This window comes from Microbacterium sp. M28 (genome assembly GCF_025836995.1).
Lineage (GTDB): Bacteria > Actinomycetota > Actinomycetes > Actinomycetales > Microbacteriaceae > Microbacterium.
Genome location: NZ_CP107546.1, coordinates 572,880 through 590,230 on the forward strand (window position 1 = coordinate 572,880; position 17,351 = coordinate 590,230).

The 17,351-nt window shown below is 69.6% G+C and carries 16 protein-coding genes and 5 pseudogenes; 6 read left to right on the plus strand and 15 right to left on the minus strand.

What is annotated here, in order from left to right; all coding sequences use genetic code 11:
- Window positions 1-85: 85 nt before the first annotated feature.
- Together OED01_RS02710 and OED01_RS02715 are read left to right on the plus strand one after the other, a co-directional pair.
- A complete protein-coding gene (locus OED01_RS02710; protein ID WP_264156869.1) occupies window positions 86-298 on the plus strand; it encodes a hypothetical protein in 213 nt (70 codons plus the stop codon).
- Between the two features lie 15 nt (window positions 299-313).
- Window positions 314-700, plus strand: a pseudogene (locus OED01_RS02715) (FBP domain-containing protein); the annotation flags it as partial.
- A 158-nt stretch (window positions 701-858) separates the two neighbouring features.
- Here OED01_RS02715 and OED01_RS02720 read toward each other — a convergent pair.
- The 8 genes and pseudogenes from OED01_RS02720 to OED01_RS02760 all read right to left on the minus strand — a co-directional run bounded on the left by OED01_RS02720 (window position 859) and on the right by OED01_RS02760 (window position 6,785).
- Window positions 859-1,197 (minus strand): DUF202 domain-containing protein, encoded by a 339-nt coding sequence (locus OED01_RS02720; RefSeq protein WP_264156870.1) that lies wholly within the window; start codon window positions 1,195-1,197, stop codon window positions 859-861.
- Window positions 1,194-2,438, minus strand: coding sequence for a PaaX family transcriptional regulator C-terminal domain-containing protein (locus OED01_RS16395; protein ID WP_318841122.1), 1,245 nt, complete (start codon window positions 2,436-2,438; stop codon window positions 1,194-1,196). Before OED01_RS16395 ends, OED01_RS02720 begins: the two co-directional genes overlap by 4 nt.
- Window positions 2,435-3,648, minus strand: a pseudogene (locus OED01_RS02735) (kynureninase). Before OED01_RS02735 ends, OED01_RS16395 begins: the two are co-directional and overlap by 4 nt.
- A gap of 1 nt (window position 3,649) precedes the next feature.
- The gene (locus tag OED01_RS02740) at window positions 3,650-4,621 is read right to left on the minus strand and encodes an amidohydrolase family protein (protein ID WP_264156871.1); all 972 of its coding nucleotides are present in this window, start codon (window positions 4,619-4,621) and stop codon (window positions 3,650-3,652) included.
- A gap of 1 nt (window position 4,622) precedes the next feature.
- Window positions 4,623-5,478: pseudogene (gene kynA, locus OED01_RS02745) on the minus strand (tryptophan 2,3-dioxygenase).
- Between the two features lie 49 nt (window positions 5,479-5,527).
- Window positions 5,528-5,782, minus strand: a complete 255-nt coding sequence (locus OED01_RS02750) for an alpha/beta hydrolase family protein (RefSeq protein WP_264156872.1) — start codon at window positions 5,780-5,782, stop codon at window positions 5,528-5,530.
- A 213-nt stretch (window positions 5,783-5,995) separates the two neighbouring features.
- Window positions 5,996-6,592, minus strand: a complete 597-nt coding sequence (locus OED01_RS02755) for an alpha/beta hydrolase (protein ID WP_264156873.1) — start codon at window positions 6,590-6,592, stop codon at window positions 5,996-5,998.
- Window positions 6,593-6,644: 52 nt separating this feature from the next.
- Window positions 6,645-6,785, minus strand: coding sequence for a hypothetical protein (locus tag OED01_RS02760; protein ID WP_264156874.1), 141 nt, complete (start codon window positions 6,783-6,785; stop codon window positions 6,645-6,647).
- 454 nt (window positions 6,786-7,239) lie between these two features.
- On the opposite strand from OED01_RS02760, the pseudogene OED01_RS16465 reads away from it, so the two are divergent.
- Together OED01_RS16465 and OED01_RS02770 are read left to right on the plus strand one after the other, a co-directional pair.
- Window positions 7,240-7,485, plus strand: a pseudogene (locus tag OED01_RS16465) (MBL fold metallo-hydrolase); the annotation flags it as partial.
- A gap of 71 nt (window positions 7,486-7,556) precedes the next feature.
- Window positions 7,557-7,949 carry an MBL fold metallo-hydrolase gene (locus OED01_RS02770; RefSeq protein ID WP_413231622.1) on the plus strand — a complete coding sequence of 131 codons (393 nt, stop codon included), beginning with the start codon at window positions 7,557-7,559 and terminating at the stop codon, window positions 7,947-7,949.
- A gap of 209 nt (window positions 7,950-8,158) precedes the next feature.
- On the opposite strand, the pseudogene OED01_RS02775 reads toward OED01_RS02770, so the two are convergent.
- The 7 genes and pseudogenes from OED01_RS02775 to OED01_RS16485 form a co-directional block, all read right to left on the minus strand.
- Window positions 8,159-8,689, minus strand: a pseudogene (locus OED01_RS02775) (cysteine hydrolase family protein); the annotation flags it as partial.
- Entirely contained in the window at window positions 8,686-10,143 is a 1,458-nt protein-coding gene (locus OED01_RS02780) for a purine-cytosine permease family protein (RefSeq protein WP_264156877.1), read from the minus strand. The gene OED01_RS02780 and the pseudogene OED01_RS02775, both read right to left, overlap by 4 nt.
- A 76-nt stretch (window positions 10,144-10,219) precedes the next feature.
- The gene (locus tag OED01_RS02785; protein WP_264156878.1) at window positions 10,220-10,375 is read right to left on the minus strand and encodes a hypothetical protein; all 156 of its coding nucleotides are present in this window, start codon (window positions 10,373-10,375) and stop codon (window positions 10,220-10,222) included.
- A gap of 58 nt (window positions 10,376-10,433) precedes the next feature.
- Window positions 10,434-11,108, minus strand: a complete 675-nt coding sequence (locus tag OED01_RS02790; protein ID WP_264156879.1) for a carboxypeptidase-like regulatory domain-containing protein — start codon at window positions 11,106-11,108, stop codon at window positions 10,434-10,436.
- Window positions 11,105-11,806 carry a carboxypeptidase regulatory-like domain-containing protein gene (locus OED01_RS02795; protein ID WP_264156880.1) on the minus strand — a complete coding sequence of 234 codons (702 nt, stop codon included), beginning with the start codon at window positions 11,804-11,806 and terminating at the stop codon, window positions 11,105-11,107. Before OED01_RS02795 ends, OED01_RS02790 begins: the two co-directional genes overlap by 4 nt.
- An 18-nt stretch (window positions 11,807-11,824) precedes the next feature.
- Window positions 11,825-12,292, minus strand: a complete 468-nt coding sequence (locus OED01_RS02800; protein WP_264156881.1) for a hypothetical protein — start codon at window positions 12,290-12,292, stop codon at window positions 11,825-11,827.
- A 97-nt stretch (window positions 12,293-12,389) separates the two neighbouring features.
- The gene (locus OED01_RS16485) at window positions 12,390-13,679 is read right to left on the minus strand and encodes a zinc-binding metallopeptidase family protein (RefSeq protein WP_462937628.1); all 1,290 of its coding nucleotides are present in this window, start codon (window positions 13,677-13,679) and stop codon (window positions 12,390-12,392) included.
- Window positions 13,680-13,783: 104 nt separating this feature from the next.
- Between OED01_RS16485 and OED01_RS02810 the strand changes: the two genes are divergently transcribed.
- Together OED01_RS02810 and OED01_RS02815 are read left to right on the plus strand one after the other, a co-directional pair.
- Window positions 13,784-15,343, plus strand: a complete 1,560-nt coding sequence (locus tag OED01_RS02810; RefSeq protein WP_264156882.1) for an isopeptide-forming domain-containing fimbrial protein — start codon at window positions 13,784-13,786, stop codon at window positions 15,341-15,343.
- Window positions 15,328-17,346, plus strand: a complete 2,019-nt coding sequence (locus OED01_RS02815; RefSeq protein WP_264157903.1) for a COG1361 S-layer family protein — start codon at window positions 15,328-15,330, stop codon at window positions 17,344-17,346. The genes OED01_RS02810 and OED01_RS02815 overlap by 16 nt, the downstream gene beginning before the upstream one ends.
- Window positions 17,347-17,351 lie beyond the last annotated feature (5 nt).

Sequence of the window (17,351 nt, forward strand, 5' to 3'; positions counted from 1 at the left end):
GGACACGGGTGTAAAATCGTCGGGTGCTGTTCACGATGAGCGCCCTCGCGGCGCGGAAGGAGGCCGCAGGCGCGCTTCGCGCCGCATGGCAGAGGCTGACCACCAGCCGGAGGCGGAACCCCCGTCGCCGGTGACGCGTCGTACCCGGCATCCCTCTGAGCGGATGCCGCCCCCATCTTCTTCCGGCCAGCACGGCCCCGTACGAAAGCTCATCATCATGCGTCCCATCGACGAGCGCGAGATCCGCGCATCCCTCATCAACGCCTCCCGCAAGGAGACCGCCACCCTCACGCTGTAGGCCGATTTCGCCGACCTCGACTTCGAACGGCTGGACTATCTCGGCTGGACGGATGCGAAGCATCCGCGCCGTGCGTTCATCGTGACCGAGGTCGACGGCGTGCTCACCGGCGCGCTGCTGCAGCGTGCCGAGCAGCGGGTGCAGACGCGCGCCCAGTGCTCCTGGCGAGGACGTCACGCTGCGCAACGACGTCCATTCTATGCGGCCCGCCTGGCAGGCCCGCGCGGTCGCAACGGCGACACGATCGGCACGCTGGCGTGCGCCGAGTTCGGCTGCTCGCGCAACGTCCGGATGCTTCCGCCCCTGGCGTACGAGGGCTACGACCGGGAGACGGCCCGCGAACTGCGCATCCTGAAGCTGCAGGAGAACGTGGCGGCGTTCCTGCGCGAGATCCGCGGCTGACCCGAGCTCTGGGTCGCGGATTCTGCCGCTTCGAGGGTTGCCCGGCCGTTCCAGGTCGCGGAATCCGTCGCATCAGCGCGCGAATTCCGGCAGATTTCGCGACCCGGACGAGCGGCGCGCGACCGCTCCGCGCGCCGCACCGGCGCCCGTACGCGGCGTCAGGCCAGCACGGCCCCGAGCAGGACGGCGAGAGCGAGCAGGCCGGCGGCCGTCGCGAACACCACCAGCCCGGCGATGAGTCGCCCGTCGGGCATCCGTTCGGGGTGCGGGGCGGGCGACAGCGCGTGATCGACGGCATGCGCTCGTCGTGCCGCTGCGACCCAGAACACGGCGGATGCCGCGACGCCGACGACGCCGGGGATGATCCACACTCCCGACCCGAGGATCATCGGCAGCGCCCGTGCCGCGATCAGCGACACGACCGCGATCGACAGCGCCGTGCGGCGCCACGCGAGCTGGGTCCGCTCCGGCTGGAGCCCGGGGTCGTACTGCGTCACAGCAGGGCCGCGACGAGCACCAGGATCCCCGCGACCGTGACGGCGATCGCCACCACCGGCGCGAGCAGCGAGCCGGGAAGCGCAGCGAGCCGCATGGCGCGTTCGCTGCGGATCCATCCGAGCCAGGCGAGCAGCGGCGTCGCAATGCCGGCGGCGATGAGCACGAGGGAGGCGATCAGGCGCAGCTGCTGCGGATGCAGATCGAGGCCGAGCACCTCGAGCGCGACGCCACCGGCGATCAGCCCGAGCGAGGTCCGGATCCAGGCCAGCAGCGTCCGCTCGTTCGCGAGTGTGAAGCGGGGGTCGGGCTCTTCGCCGTGACGATAGACGGCCGCGGGGAAACGACGCGGGGTCGACATGCGTCTCCGATCCGGTGGGCGGCGGGGGTCGATGACCATCCTAGAGCGCCGGGATCTGCCGCCCACCGCGGCGACGTGCCCCCTCGCTCGTGCGCCCAACGCGACGGACAGCTCCGCGAAGACGGCGAAGCTGCGCTCGCCGGGCCAGTCCGCGGGCAGGAGCGAAGGAGGCAGCCCTGGGTCGAGGTAGGGCAGCGTCCGCCACGCGTCGATGAGCCGGACGTACGCGACGAACGCGTCGCGGTCCGTGGCAGCAGACGGGAGCTCCACTACGGCCGCCTGGAAGCGTTCGTGCTCGCCCCGTAGGGCGTCCAGATCCCACCAGGTGCGCACCGCATCGGCGAGGGAACCCGCTACCGACGGGGCATCCGAGCGGAACAGCACCGCCTCCTCGCGGACGCCGACATCGCGCAGCAGTTCCTCGACCTCATCCTCGAGATGGCCGGGGAGGATCCACAGCGCAGGCGAGACAGCCCCTGCTCCGAGCCACTGCAGTCCGCGCCGCAGCCGATGCCGCAGCCCGCGACGCGACTCGGGGATCGAGTAGGACACGAGGCACCACGGCTCGTCCTCACTCATGGTGCGGATGTCGAAGATCCGGCGGTCGCCTCGCTCGAGCATCGGCAGTGCCGCAGGGTTGAGGCGGTAGCCCGCGGCATCCGCACGCTCAGCCAGCAGCAGCCCGCGCTGCTTCAGCCGTGCGATCGCGGTGCGGGCCCGGTCCGCGGGGATGCCGAGGTCGCCGGCCAGACGTACGAGCACGGCCGCGGAGATCCATCCACCGAGCGGGCGCACGTACAGCCCGACGACCGTGCGCAGCAGGGAGGCCGTGCTGCCCGGCCGCGCGTCGAAGTCGTCGAGGACGACGGCCTCTTCGCTCATGCGCGCAGAGCGTCCCGGACCGCCAGAACGCCGGAGAGGGCTTCGACATGCGAGGTGCTCAACGGAGACAGACCGAGCCGGATGCCGTCCGGGAACCGGAAATCCGGGATGACGCCGTCGGCCCACAGCTCCTGCGTCACCCGCTGGAACTCCGGATGCCCGATCGTCACGTGGCTGCCGCGCACTGCGGCATCCCGTGGGCTCAGCAGCCGCACGCCGAGCGGACCGAGCTCCTGATCGAACGCCTGCACGACGAGGTCGGTCAGCGAGATCGACTTGGCCCGGATCGCGTCGATCCCCGCGTCCTCGATGTGATCGAGCATGCCCTGCATCGCGAGCATCGAGATCACCGGGGAGTGCCGCTGAGCAGCTGGCGGATATCCGGCGACGGCACGTACTCGCGGCCCATCGCGAAGATGTCGGCCGCGCTCCACCATCCCTGGATCGGTTGGCGCAGCAGCCCCTGCAGGCCGCTGCGCAGATACGCGAACGCGGGCGAACCAGGGCCGCCGTTCAAGTACTTGTACGTGCAGCCGACGGCGAGATCGACGCCCCACGCATCCAGGTGCATCGGGATGACGCCGACGGAGTGGCAGAGATCCCACATCATCAGGGCGCCCGATTCGTGCACGCGAGCGGTGATCCCAGGCATGTCGGCCACGGCGCCGGAGCGGTAGTCCACGTGGCTCAGGCAGACGAGCGCGGTGCGCTCCGAGACGACATCGGCGAGGTCGCCGAGCGTGACGCCCGTGGTGGGGTCGGGTTCCAGCCAGCGCACGGTCAGGCCGCTCTCGGACGCGACACCCTCCGCGAGGAAGCGGTCGGTCGGGAAGTTGCCCGCTTCGATCACGAGCTCCGTCCGTGCCCGGTCGTGCCCGGCCGCGGCGCGCATGAGCTTGTAGATCAACACGCTCGTCGAGTCAGCGACGACGGTCTGCCCGGGAGCCGCGCCGAGCGCGACACGGGCGATCCGGTCACCGAGCTGCATCGGAAGATCCATCCACTGCTCGTCCCACGACCGGATCAGGCGCGTGCCCCAGTCGTGCCGCACGAACGCGGCGATGCGGTCCGCGGTGTCGGCGAGGGGGCGACCCAACGAGTTGCCGTCGAGATAGGCGGAGACACCGGGCGCTGCGGCGAACGCGTCGAGGTGCTGGGCCAGGGGATCGGCGGCGTCGAGGTCGCGCGCGAGGGCGAGCAGGTCGGTCATGTCAGGCCTCCGGATCGGCAGGGGTGAGCGGTCGGGCGAGCAGCGGATCTGCGGAATCCGGGTCGGCGCCGGGAAGGAAGAGCAGCAGGGACGCCGGGTCGTCGACATCCTGCGGCGCAAGCGCGCGCAGCAGGTCGGCGTCGTCGAGTCCTGCGTCGCGCAACGTCTGGATCTCGCCGGCGTTGAGGCCGACCGGCGTCGGTCCGTTGCCCATGTCGGTGCCGTAGAGCACCCGGCCGCCGGCGGCATGGAAGCGTCGCACGTTGTCGATCGCGATGCCGTAGGCGGCCGGGTCGTGGATCGCCAGGGTGGAGATCCACTGCACCGACGCGGCGTGCGCGGCGATCTCGTCGTCGGTCAGGCGCTCGCTGAACGGCGCGTGCGCGAGCATCCGGGCGCCGAGGCGGGCGGCCCGCTCGGCCTCACCCGGCCCTTCGGCGTGGGCGACGACAGGCAGGCCGCTCGCCGCGGCGATGTCGACGATCGTGCGGAACAGGTCATCGGAGAAGACTGGTCCCGCGGTGCTGTTGCTGGCGACCTTGATGAACGACGCCCCGACGGAGGTCATCTCGGTGACGGCTGCGGCCGCGGCATCCGCGTCGTCGATCTCGCGGACGGAGCCCGCAGGAGCCCACGCCCGATCGGACGGATACCCACCCGGCGGGGTGAGGAAGGCTCCGGCGAACCGGATCTCGACCCCGTGCCCGCCAGGAGATGTACGCAACTCCTGCGAACCGCGGCCCGCGGGGTTCGCGTCCCGCGTGATTCCGGTCGTCGATTCCCCGGCCGCCGAAGAATTGCCGGAGTTGCGAACGGCGACCGAGGCCAGCACCGCCGGATCGCCGCCGAGGTCGACCACGCGACCGAGCAGCGAGCCCTCCAGACCGGCTGCATCCACCAACTGCAGATGCACGTGATGGTCGGTGAAGCCGCCGCAGATCACACCCCCGGGCACCCGTCTGAACGCGGGCATCTCAGCCGCCGATCTCCGTGCGGACGGTGTACAGCTCCGGGAAGAACGTCAGCTCCAGAGCGCGCTGCAGGAACGCAGCGCCGGAGGATCCGCCGGTGCCGGTCTTCATGCCGATCGTGCGCGTCACCGTCTTCAGGTGTCGGAAGCGCCAGAACTGAAAGTTGTCCTCGAGATCCACGAGGTCCTCGCACGCCTCGTAGAGATCCCAGTAGGTCTGCGGGTCCTGGTAGATCTCGCGGATCGCCGGCACCAGCTCGGGATGCGGGCGATACGCGCTCGCGGACGTCGCGGTCGAGGATCTCGTCCGGCACCGGCAGGCCGCGCCGAGCGGCGAAGCGCAGGAACTCGTCGTAGAGCGTGGGCCGCTCGAACTCGGTCGTGAGCAGCGCCAGGTTCTCCGGGTGATCGCGGAAGACCGACAGCATCCGCTCGTTCTTGTTGCCGAGGGCGAACTCGACCGCGCGGTACTGCACCGACTGGAAGCCGGACGAGTTGCCCAGCGCGCCGCGGAACTGCGCGTATTCGGTCGGCGTCAGCGTCGCCAGCACCGACCACTGCTGGGTCATGACGTCCTGGATGCGCTTGACCCGCGCGATGCGCTTGAGCGCCTCGCGCAGATCGTCGCTCGCGAGCAGGTCGCGCGCGCTGGTGAGTTCGTGGAGCAGCAGCTTCAGCCACAGTTCAGTGGTCTGGTGCTGGATGATGAACAGCATCTCGTCGTGATGCTCGGGTCGGCTCACCGGATGCTGGGCCGACAGGAGCCGGTCCAGTTCGAGGTACGACCCGTACGTCATGCGATCACGGAGATCTGTGACGATGCCGTCTTCCAGGGCGCGTTCGTTCTCTTCGGAGCTCACACTCGAACGATATCACTCTCGTGACGATCGTCACAGAAGTGAAATCGACCTACGGATACCGCGTGTGCGCGTCCAGGAAGTCGATCGTCTTCGCCAGTGCCGTCCGCGCATCCGGCATGTCCAGATGGAACTGGTACTCGTGCGGCAGCGCCGGCTCGTGCGCGGCGGGCCAGAACAGCGTCGTGACGTCGACGCCCAGCTCGTTCAGCCGGTCGGCCATCGGGATCGACTGCAGCCAGGTGAGTCCGTCGCCGTTGCCGCCCGAGATGTACGTCGTCGGGAAGTCCTCGGTCACCCAGTTCACGGTCGACATGGTCGCCCCGGACGAGTCCTCCGCCCAGTTCTTCGTGCCGGCGTACGTACGCCCACATCGAGGACTTCAGACCCCACCCGACGATGCCGTCCAGCGCCGCGAGCGCGGCCAGGTCGTACACGCCGCAGTTGAGCACCGTCGCGACGAGCTGGTCGGGCTGCAGGGCGGGCTTCACCGACATCATCTCGGCGTAGTCCGGACTCGTCATGATGGTCGCCATCTGACTGGCCAGCTGGGCGCCGCATGGAGTCGCTTACCAGGACGATCTGCGACTCGTCGACCCCCAGGTCGTCGGCGTGCTCGTCGATGTAGGCGAGCGCCTCGTTCACCTGGTGCACAGCGGTGGGGTAAGTGGCCCTCCGGGCCGAGCGTGTAGTTCACCGCGATGGTCGTGTACCCTCGCCGCATGAGGATGCGCAGATACGGGTCGACGTTCTCCTTCGACCCGGACACCCATGCACCGCCGTGGATCCACACGATCGTCGGCAGCGGCTGGTCGGCGGATGCCGGGGTGAACACGTCCATCGTCGTATCGACGCCGTCGTCGCCGTACGCGACATCGAGCGTCTCGGTGAGCGCGGTGTCGGGGACGTGCTTCTCCATCTCCGCCGCCGTGGCGTCGCCGCCCTGTGTGAACACGGCTCGGATCGCCATGGCGCTCGGCCAGGGTGTGAGCGAGGTCACGAGGGTGACGACGAGGACGACGGCGATCAGGATGCCGAGGGCGATGGTCGTCTTCCGCCAGCGGCGGTGCGGCTTCGCGGCCTCGGGTTCGGTCGTCTCGGCATCCGGCGTGGTCATGGAACCTCCCTGCGCTCAGTGTGGCAGGTGGTCGGGCAGCGGTGGTGCCGCGTCACGCCCGCAGCCCGGCGATGATGCGTTCCAAACCGTAGCCGAACGCCCGGTCGACGTCGCCGCCGAGGCGGAAGGCGCCGGACAGCTCCATCTGCAGGAAGCCTGTCGCCCAGGCCGTGAACAGGCGCGCGGCCTCCAAGGCGGCATCCTCGCCGACGAATGCGGCCGCCGCGCGGAGGAGGGGGCGGCTGCGCGGTCGAGCGACGCCAGAGGCGCCGCTGCCGTGAACATCAGTCGGAATCCCGCCGGATTCTCCTGCGCGTACTCGCGGTAAGCCGTGGCGAGTGCCGCGAGATCGTCACCTGCGGCATTCAGCTGCCCGGCGAGATCGTCGACGACGGCTTCGGCGACCGCGACGAGGAGCGCATCCCGATCCTTCACGCGCTTGTACAGCGAGGGGCGCGCACGCCGACCCTCGTCGCCACGGCCTGCATGGTGAGTCCGGACGGCCCGGACTGCTCGAGGAGTTCTCGTCCTGCGGCGACGATTTCGGCGTACGAGGTGCGTTCGGGTGTCGGCATCGGATCCTCCAAAGCTATTGACATTAGCCATGATAGCTACATATCGTAGCCGTGTCATCGGAAGGGATGGAAATGAAACTCGCGCCGCATCTGCATCGCCTCGGCAACGACATCGTCGCGTCATACCTCATCGACCTACCAGAGGGGATCACTCTCGTCGATGCGGGGCTGCCGGGCCACTGGGACGACCTGCAGGATGAGCTCGCGCTCATCGGGCGGTCGCTGTCGGACATCAGGGGTGTCATCCTCACGCACGGGGACAGCGACCACGTCGGGTTCGCCGAGCGGCTGCGCCGGGAAATCGGCGTCCCGATCTTCGTCCACGCCGCTGACGCCCACCGCGCGCACACAGGCGAGAAGCCCAAGACGCCGATGGGGCCGGCGCGGTTCTGGCCGACGCTCGGCTTCCTCGCCTATGGGCTGCGCAAGAACGGCATGCGCACCCGGCACGTACAGGACCTCGTCGAGATCGCGGACGGCGACGTCCTGATCTCCCCGGCTCTCCCGTGATCATCGGGATGCCGGGACACTCGCCCGGCAGCATCGCCGTCCACATCCCTCCGGCGGATGCCGTGTGCGTGGGCGACGCGCTGACCACGCGCCATGTGCTGACGGGACGCGAGGGCGCGCAGCCGCAGCCGCCGTTCACGGACGAGCCGGCCGTGGCGGACGTTTCGCTCGACCGGCTGGCCGATGTCCCGGCCTCCTGGGTGCTGCCGGGGCACGGTGCGCCGTGGCAGGGGAGCCCGGCAGACCTGGTCGCCGCGGTGCGCGCCGCCTGACCCGCGTCGCCTGTTCAGGCTCCGGTCGCGGACCGCATGCGGTACAGAGGTCGAGACGCTTCACGGACGGCAGTCGACAGCGCGGCGTTTCTCCCGACATCCGGGAAGTCTCCCGCATCCGGGAAGTCTCCTGACATCCGTCCCGACCGAGAACCGGCGCTCCCGGCACGCCCTGCGGTCCGCCCTCTCACCCGCCGCGAGCACCGCCGCGCCGTATCGCTCACCGTGATCTGCGGCGGATACAGCCCCATCACGTGCAGCGCCGCGGCGTGATTCTCGGCCGTCGACCCCGCGCAGGCATCCGCGGCGACGGTGACGTGTGCTCCGGCATCCGCGGCGGCCAGCGCCGTCGAGATCACGCAGCAGTCCGTCGAGACCCCGGCGAGAACCACGCGGGCACCGCGCCCGACGATCTCCTCGAGCGCAGGACCCCACTTCCCGAACGTGGGCAGATCGAGGGTCGGATGCGGCGACAGCTCGGCGGCCTCGGGGACGAGGTCGAACAGCGGATCGCTCGGCGACTGGTCCGCGAACGGCCAGGCGTCGAAATAGGCGCCCCAGGACGTCGTGCGGTCGGCGGTCGGCATCCAGCGCGTGACGATCACGCGCTCGCCGAAGGCGCCGGCGAGTGCGCGGATCCGCGGCATCGCCTGGCTGAAGAACGGCGAGCCCCACGCCGAGTTCGGCGAGGCGAAGATCGTCTGCGGGTCGATCACGACCAGCCAGTCGGGGTCGGTCATGCCTGCTCCTGCCGACGGATCCGCCCGGCGCGGGCGAACCACGTGACCACGAACGACAGCACGAGCGCGAAGAAGACGCCGAGGTTCGCGTACGCCCACTCGCCTTCCCGACCGCCGATGAGGAACAGCAGATACCCCTGCCAGTTGTTCCACGGCGCCGCGTCGGCGAAGTTGTTCACGACCAGGCCCCAGCCGATCAGGCTCGTCACGATCATCGTGCCGATCGAGACCCAGTCCCACGCGCCGTAGCGCCCCGAACCGTCGAACAGGGCGGCCTCGTCGTAGTCCTTCTTCCGCCGCAGGATGTCTGCGATGAGGATGCCAGCCCACGACGCGAGCGGCACGCCGAGTGTGATGAGGAAGCTCTGGAACGGCCCGAGGAAGTCCGTCGCGAAGAACACCACGACGATGGTTCCGATCGTCAGGATCACGCCGCCGTCGATCGCCGCGGCGGACGGACGAGGGATGCGGATGCCGAGGCTCAGCAGCGTCAGCCCGAGGGAGTAGATGCCCAGCACGGCGCCGGAGACGAGAGCGAGCACCGCGGTGAGCAGGAACGGCACCAGGACCCAGGTCGGCAGGATGCTGCGAGAGAGTGCGCCGATCGGATCGGCCGCGATCGCGGCGCTCAGCTCGGCATCCGAGCCGGCGAGCAGGATGCCGAACACCACGAGGATGATCGGTGCCACCGAACCGCCGATCGTGTTCCACGCGACGATCGCGCCGTCCGAGGCCGTCCGCTTCTGATAGCGCGACCAGTCGGCGGCGATGTTGATCCAGCCGAGGCCGAAGCCGGTCATCACCATGACGAGTGCGCCGGTCACCTGACCGACGTTGCCGGCGGGCAGTGCCATGACGACGGCGAGGTCGATGCTCGAGGAGGCGAGGACGATGTACAGGATGGTCACGACGCCGGTGATCCAGGTGAGCACCGACTGCATCCGCATGATCGTGTGATAGCCCAGGACGGATGCCGCGACGATGAGCGCGGCCACGACGACGGTGGCGACGATCTTCAGCCACAGGCTGTCGCCGTCGCCGCCGAGCTGCGTGATGATCGTGGCGGTGGCGAGCACCGCCATGATCGCCAGGAACGTCTCCCACCCGATAGACGTCAGCCAGCTCACGATGCCGGGGACCTTCTGCCCCTGCACGCCGAAGGCGGCGCGGGAGAGGACCATGGTCGGCGCCGACCCCCGCTTTCCGGCGATCGCGATCAGCCCGCACAGCAGGAACGACACCACGATGCCGATGATCGCCACGAGCGTCGCCTGCCAGAACGAGATGCCGAAGCCGAGCACGAACGACCCGTACGACATGCCGAACACCGACACGTTGGCGGCGAACCACGGCCAGAACAGATCGCGCGGTCGCGCGGTCCGGTCGGACTCGGGGATGATCTCGATGCCGGCGCGCTCGATCAGGGCCGGTGCCGTGGCGATCTTCTCGGACATGACTGCCTCCCGACGGCGGCTGCTGCGTCGAGCCACCCGCTGGAATTCATCATGGCACCGTCGGGCACCGCAGGGATCAGCGGTCGGCGGCGCGCCTCCAGCGGATCGTCAGCACGGCACCGATGGCGATCGCGGCTGCGGCGAGGCCGAGCAGGGCGAACGGAACCGGAGCTCCCGTCGTGGCGAGATCATCCGGGTCGGTCGCGTCCGCGCCGCCCTCGGCCGGAGGCACGATCCCTCCGTCGGCTCCCGCGCCCGCGTCGGCTGCCGCACCTGCTCCGGCTCCGGCATCAGCCCCGGCTCCTGCGTCGGCCGCGGCATCCGCCCCGCCGGGATCGACGGCGACGAGAGTGAAGTTCTGATCGACGTAGATCTCGCCGGCGTCCCGTCACCGTGACGGTGATCGTCGCGGGGCCCTGGATCTCCCATCCCTCGGGTGCGGCGACCGCGATGGTGTGCTGGCCGGTGCGCAGATCGCTGACGCTGTAGGTGCCGTCTCCGCCGGTCGTGACCGAGGACGATTCACCGACCGAGGTGACGTCCAGGGTCACACCGGGTACCGGAGCGCCGGTGTCATCCAGGACAGCGCCGAGCACCGTGCCGTACCGGCCCAGAGCGAAGTCGGCGTCGGTCACGTCGCCTTCGACCGGGTGCGACCGGGATGCCGTGTAGATGTACGTCCCGGCGGGGATGTCGTCCTGGGTGATGCTGACGACGTAGTCGCCCACGGGCAGCCTCGGGAACGTGTACTCGCCGTTCGCGTCCGTGACGGTCGTCAGCGGTCCACTCGGTCCCTGCAGCTGCAGGGTGACACCCGGGACGCCTGCGCCGATCGTCACCTGTCCGGACAGCGACGGGTTCTCGTTCAGCACGGCGTCGACGTTCTCGATCGGCGCTGTGTCTCCGATGTCGATCGTGATCGCCGGTGGGGCGGTCTGCACCGTGTACCCCGCCGGTGGTGTCACCTCGGGCTGCCATGTGCCGACCGGCACTTCGTCGAACAGGTACGTGCCGTCAGGGCCCGTCGTGATCGTGAGAGCACCGGCGTCCGTGGAATCGTGACGGTCGCACCGGGAACAGGGTTGCCGTCCGAGTCCCGCACCGTTCCGGAGACAGCCACGGGGACGATGTCCCGGACGGACAGGTCGACGACGGCATCCGCGCTGCGAAGGTCCGCCGTACCGGAGCCGACCACGGCGATCTGGCCGGTGGGCGGCGTCACCGTCACGGTGTAGCCGTCGGTCGCGATCTGACCAGGGAACGCATAGGCGCCGCCGGGCCCGGACGTCGTCGTGGCGAGGGTGTCGCCGTTCGCGTCTGTCAACGTGAGGGTTGCACCCTCGACGGGCGCTGCGGCATCCGTGTCGGTCACCGTGCCCGTGATGTCGCGGGCGAAGACGGAGAACCAGGTCTGGTACACGGGGAATCCGGAGCGGCGCGTGAACTCGATCGTCAGTGACGACAGCGAGACGGTCGGCTCGAACCATGCGGCGGCACCCGACGTGTCGATCGCCTGCGTGTTGCCGGTGAGGGTGAGCGCGTCGGGATCCCAGGTCGGAACGTCGGCGGCGTCGCCCGTGCACGACGGCTTTCCTGCGACAGCCGGCGGCGCAGTAGTTGAAGCTGTCCTGGTAGCCGAGGTCCGCGGCGGTCGCGCGCGCACCGGTCGCCGTCACCGCGCTCAGGCGGACCGCGTCGGCGTCGATGTCGCCGAGCGTGAAGGCCCAGCCGGATGCTGCGGCGTCGGACGGTCGAACGAATAGGTCGTCGTGGACGGCGAGGTGGCGGTGTCCGCCTTCGGACGCAGGTTGAGGTACGGGTTGTTCCGGCTCGAGCCGTACTTCGCGCCGACCGGCGTCCCCTCGGACAACCAGACCGACGCACCCGTCATCACACCGACCGACCCGGCACGGGAGTCACTCGCGACCGTTGCGCTCAGGGCCGGTCGATCCACGAACGAGATCGCCGTCGTGTAGGCATTGGCGCCGCCTCCCAGCGGTGCCCAGCTGGCCCAGGTCACAGTGGCTGCCGCGGAGGCGGACAGTGCACCGCTCGCGGCGGTCGCGATCAGCATCACCGCCGCCAGGATCGCGAGAACCGTGCTCCGGCCCCTTCGGCGCTCGAATCGGACCGTGCTCGTACGTGACATGGATGTTCCCCCGGAAGACGACGGACGCCACCTCAATGTAGCGGCTGGGCGCGCGTTGCGATATACCGCGGCGTCACATCGCTTCGACGGGGCACGGTCAAGCCGAGAAGAACGCCTCCGCGACGCGGGCGAGGTCATGCAGATCGCTCACGCCGGCGAGTTCGCGAGCGGAGTGCATCGACAGGATCGGGATGCCCACATCGACGGTGCGGATCCCCAGGCGCGTCGCGGTGATCGGTCCGATCGTGGAGCCGCAGGGGACGCCGTTGTTCGAGACGAACTCCTGCGAGGGGATGCCCGCGGTCTCGCACCAGGCGGCCCAGGCCGCGGCGCCCACGGCATCCGTGGCGTACCGCTGGTTCGCGTTGACCTTGAGGATTGGCCCTGAGCCCAGCAGCGGCTGCACGACCGGGTCGTGCTTGTGCACGTAGTTCGGGTGCACGGAGTGTCCGACGTCGCTGGACAGGCACCAGGATGCCGCGAACGCACGGCGCTGCTCGGACGCGTCGGCGCCCAGCCCGGCGTAGACGCGCACGAGGACGTCCTCGAGGAACGGTCCGGCGGCCCCTGAGCGGGAAGCCGAGCCGAGTTCCTCGTGATCGAAGGCGGCGAGGACCGGGATCGGTCCCGTGGCCAGCCCACTCGAGGCGAGGGCTTCCAGCGCCACGACACCGGCGTGCACGGAGGCGAGGTCGTCGAGCTTACCCGGACGCGAAGAACGCGTCGTCCTTGCCGAAGACGGCACCCCGCGCGGAGTCCGCCACGACGGCGTCGAAACCGCGGATGTCGGCGGCATCCACACCGGCGGAGGCCGCGAGTTCTCCGAGCAGGTCCTCGTCCGACGGGTCACCCAGACCCCACACCGGTTGGGTCTGGAACTGCTTGTCCAGGGCCAGACCGCTGTTCGCTTCGCGGTCGAGGTGGATCGCGAGCTGGGGAGGCGCAGCAGCGCTCCCGTGTCGGCGAGCACGACCCGGCCGTCGGCGAGGGCGAGGCGGCCGGCGAGGCGCAGCTCACGGTCCAGCCAGGAGTTCAGCAGCGGACCGCCGTAGATCTCGACGCCGGCCTGCAGCCAGCCGCGCGTTCCGGTGGTCGGCTTCGGCTTGAGCTTGAAGCCGGGGAGTCCGTGTGCGCGCCGAAGATGTGCGCCGGACTCGTGGCGGATGCATCCGTCGGGACGGCCCACGCGATCGCGGCGCCGTCGCGGACGACGACGAACCGCCCGCCTGTCTGCGCGCGCCCACGCCTGCTCCTCGTTCAGCCGGACGAAACCGACCGCTTCGAGTCGGCGTGCGACCTCTTCCGCGGCGTGATAGCTCGACGGTGACGCGGCGACGAAATCGGCGAGGTCCTCGGCGTGCGAGAGGGCGGTGGGGGAGACGGGCATGCGGGACCTTCCGGGTGCGGGCATCATCTCGATGGTATTACTTCCGGTGCGGGCGCCGCGGACCCCCCAGTAGCATGGCCCCTAGTTCTCGAAAGGACATCGACGTGCCCCAGGACGTTCGCAGGAGTCGCCTACGCGGCCTCGCCATGGCGGTCAGCGGTCTGCTGGCCGTGTCGCTGCTCGGCATCGTCGTGGACACCGCGCAGGCGCCGCCCGCCGCCGCCGTTCAGGATCCCACCGTCTGTCAGAACACCGTCGCGCTCGAGAACGGCGGGTTCGAGTCTCCCATCGTTCCCGCCGGGCGCTACTCGCTCCTAGACGAGAGCGCCGTCCCCGGCTGGTGGACCAACGACGTCCAGAACAAGATCGAGATCTGGAGCAGCGGGTTCAACGGCGTCCCGTCGGCCGAGGGCCGGCAGTTCGCCGAACTCAACGCGTATAGCGCAAGCCAGCTCTATCAGGACCTGCCGACGACACCCGGCCAGACCCTGTCGTGGTCGCTCCAGCACCGCGGACGCCAAGGCACCGACACCATGCGGGTGCTGATCGGCACACCGGGCGGAACACTCACTCAGTCCGGACCGATCATCTCGGACGGCAACACCGCGTGGGGCACGCATACCGGCACGTACACGGTGCCGGCCGGACAGACGACCACCCGGTTCGCGTTCGAAGCGGTCACGTCCGTCGGTGGACTAGGCGTCGGCAATCTCCTGGACAACATCACCTTCGGTACCGGGCCGTGCCTGATCAGCGACAAGACGGTCGCCAACGTCACCAGCGCGGGGGCGGATGCCGAGGTCGGCGACGTGCTGCGCTATACCGTCACCACGCGCAACGACGGCGGCAACCCCGCACGGCAGACCGTGGCGACGGACGTCCTGGATCCGGGGCTGGACTTCGTCCCCGGTTCGCTGCAGATCGTGAACGGTGCGGGCACCGGCTCGCTGACGGATGCCGTGGGCGATGACCGGGGCGAGTACGACACGGCTGCACGGACGGTGCGCGTCAGGCTCGGCGACCAGGGATCCTCCACCGCTGGCGGTGCGATCCTCACGGGTACCAGCACCACCTACTCCTTCGAGGCGCGCGTCAATCAGGAAGCGGCCGCGACGACCATTCTCAACGAGGCGCAGGTCGCGTTCCGCGACGACGTGGTCGGACAGAACAGGGTGTCGACGACGCAGACGACCGAGACACCCGTCGCCCCCGCGGCCGACCTCGCGATCACCAAGGTCCTCGACACATCTCCGCTCGTCGCGGGCGGCCCGGTCAGTTACACGCTGACCGTCACGAACAACGGCCCGCAGCCCGCCGCGGACTTCTCCGTCTATGACCCGATCCCCGCCGCGCTGACCGACGTGCAGGCGCAGACGACATCCGGGTCGTGCGTGGTGACCGGCAGTGTGAACTGCGCGGGCGGCCCGCTCGGTGTGGCGACGAGGCCGAGATCACGATCACCGGAACGCTTTCGGCGGATGCGCCGTCGGGGTCCGCGGTCGTCAACACCGCGCAGGTCGAGTCGAGCACCACCGACACCGACCAGTCGAACAACATCTCCACCGCATCCGGCATCGTCGAGTCAGCAGCCGACGTCTCGATCGAGAAGACCTTCACGCCGGGGACGCCGGTGGCGGGGGAGAACGTCGTGTACACGATGGTGACGTCGAACTCCGGTCCGTCGTCGGCGACGGATGTCGTGATCACCGACCCGCTCGACCCCGCCACGACGTTCGTGAGCGCCACATCGGATGCCGGGACCTGCGACTTCGACGGCTCCGTCGTGTCGTGCGACCTCGGCACGCTCGCCCCCGGCTCGTCCGTCGAGACCACCGTCACCGTCACGCTCGCGCCGGACGTCGATGCCGCCGTGCAGAACACGGCCACGGCGACATCGTCGGCCTCGGACGGCGACGCCACCAACAACGCCTCCTCGACCAGCTTCGCCCCGACGATCGTGGCGGATCTCGCCGTGACGAAGCAGGCATCGGCCGCGACCGTGACGGCAGGAGACACGTTCACGTACACGGTCGACGTCAGCAACGTCGGCCCGTCCGTCGCCCAGAACGCCGTGCTCACCGATACCGTCCCGCAGGGGATGACGGTGGAGTCGGTCGCCACGGCACCGGACGGCATATGCGCGTCGACGGCGATCGGCATCCGCTGCGACTGGGCCACGATCGAACCGGGCGAGACGGAGACCGTGACGATCACGGTGCTGGTCGATGCGAACACCCCGGCCGGCACCCTCACGAACACGGCATCCGTGGCCTCACCCGCGGACGATGCCGACACGACGAACAACTCCGCGTCCGCCGATGTGACCGTCGTCCAGAGCGCAGACCTGGGGGTGCAGAAGACGGCGACGCCGACCACCGGCGTGCCGGGCACGCCCCAGTCCTTCACGATCACCGTGACCAATGACGGACCCTCCACGGCGCGCGGCGTCTCGGTGGCGGACTTCCTCCCCGAAGGGTTCATCGACCCGACGACGCCCACGGAAGGCTGCCAGATCACCGGTTCGGTGGGCACCTGCCTGCTCGGCGACCTCGAACCGGGGGCGACCCGGACGGTCACGGTCAACGGCGTCATCGCCGCCGACGCGACCGGGACGATCAGCAACACCGTCACAGCGGCGACGACGACCACTGATCCGAACGGCGACAACTACTCGGCCACGGTCGACGTGCCGCTTGCGCCGTCCGCGGATGTGTCGCTGACGAAGACGACGTCGACGCCGTCTGTCGCACTCGACGGTGATGTGACCTATGTCGTCACCGTGCGCAACGACGGGCCGTCGACGGCGACCGGGGTCGTCGTGACGGACGTCGTCGAGGACGGCATCGCGCTCGTCGACGGCACAGCCACCGCGGGCACCTGGTCGATCGACGGCTGGGTCGTGGGAACGATGCAGCCCGGCGCCGAGGAATCGCTCACGATCTCCGCGGTCGCGACGGCGGAGGGTACGTTCACCAATACCGCGACGGCCTCCGCGGAGACCCCGGATCCGGACGCGGGTGATCTGACCGGCAGCGCGGAGGTGACGGTCGCGGCCGCTGCCAACCTGTCGATCGAGAAGACCGCCGCCCCGGCATCCGTCGAGGTGGGCGAGCAGATCACCTACACCCTGACCGTGAACAACGCCGGTCCGAACGCGGCGATCGACATGGTCATCTCCGACCCGCTTCCGGCCGAGCTCATCGATCCGACCACGACCACCCCCGGGTGCTCGTTCGTCGGCAACGAGTTCCGCTGCGAGGTGCCGTCATTCCCGGCGGCATCGGGTGGGCAGCTGGTGTACACGGCGACCGTGGATCCGGCGACGGCATCCACGAGCGTGACCAACACCGCATCCGTCTTCGCCACCACGGCCGACCCGGACACGACCGACAACACGGCGTCCACGACGACGCCGATCACCGGCACCGGTGCGATCGAGCTCACCAAGACGGCCGGGGTCCCGACGGACGTGGACGGCGACGGTGCGATCGGCGTCGGCGACGAGATCCCGTACGACTTCACGGTCACGAACGTCGGGCCGACCACGGTGAGCGGCGTGGTGATCGACGACCCGCTGCTGGGCGGCCCGCAGACCTGCGCTGCGTTGGAGGGTACGACGCTGCAGCCGACGGATGCCGTGGACTGCGGACCGTACGCGACGTGCTGACGCAG

Bases quoted from the DNA above. Each gene is read 5' to 3' on its own strand.
- OED01_RS02740 (WP_264156871.1), bottom strand. From the start codon at position 4,621: ATGCCCGCGTTCAGACGGGTGCCCGGGGGTGTGATCTGCGGCGGCTTC.
- OED01_RS02780 (WP_264156877.1), bottom strand. From the start codon at position 10,143: ATGTCCGAGAAGATCGCCACGGCACCGGCCCTGATCGAGCGCGCCGGC.
- OED01_RS02710 (WP_264156869.1), top strand. From the start codon at position 86: ATGGCAGAGGCTGACCACCAGCCGGAGGCGGAACCCCCGTCGCCGGTG.
- OED01_RS16485 (WP_462937628.1), bottom strand. From the start codon at position 13,679: ATGCCCGTCTCCCCCACCGCCCTCTCGCACGCCGAGGACCTCGCCGAT.
- OED01_RS16395 (WP_318841122.1), bottom strand. From the start codon at position 2,438: ATGAGCGAAGAGGCCGTCGTCCTCGACGACTTCGACGCGCGGCCGGGC.
- OED01_RS02800 (WP_264156881.1), bottom strand. From the start codon at position 12,292: ATGTCACGTACGAGCACGGTCCGATTCGAGCGCCGAAGGGGCCGGAGC.
- OED01_RS02755 (WP_264156873.1), bottom strand. From the start codon at position 6,592: ATGACCACGCCGGATGCCGAGACGACCGAACCCGAGGCCGCGAAGCCG.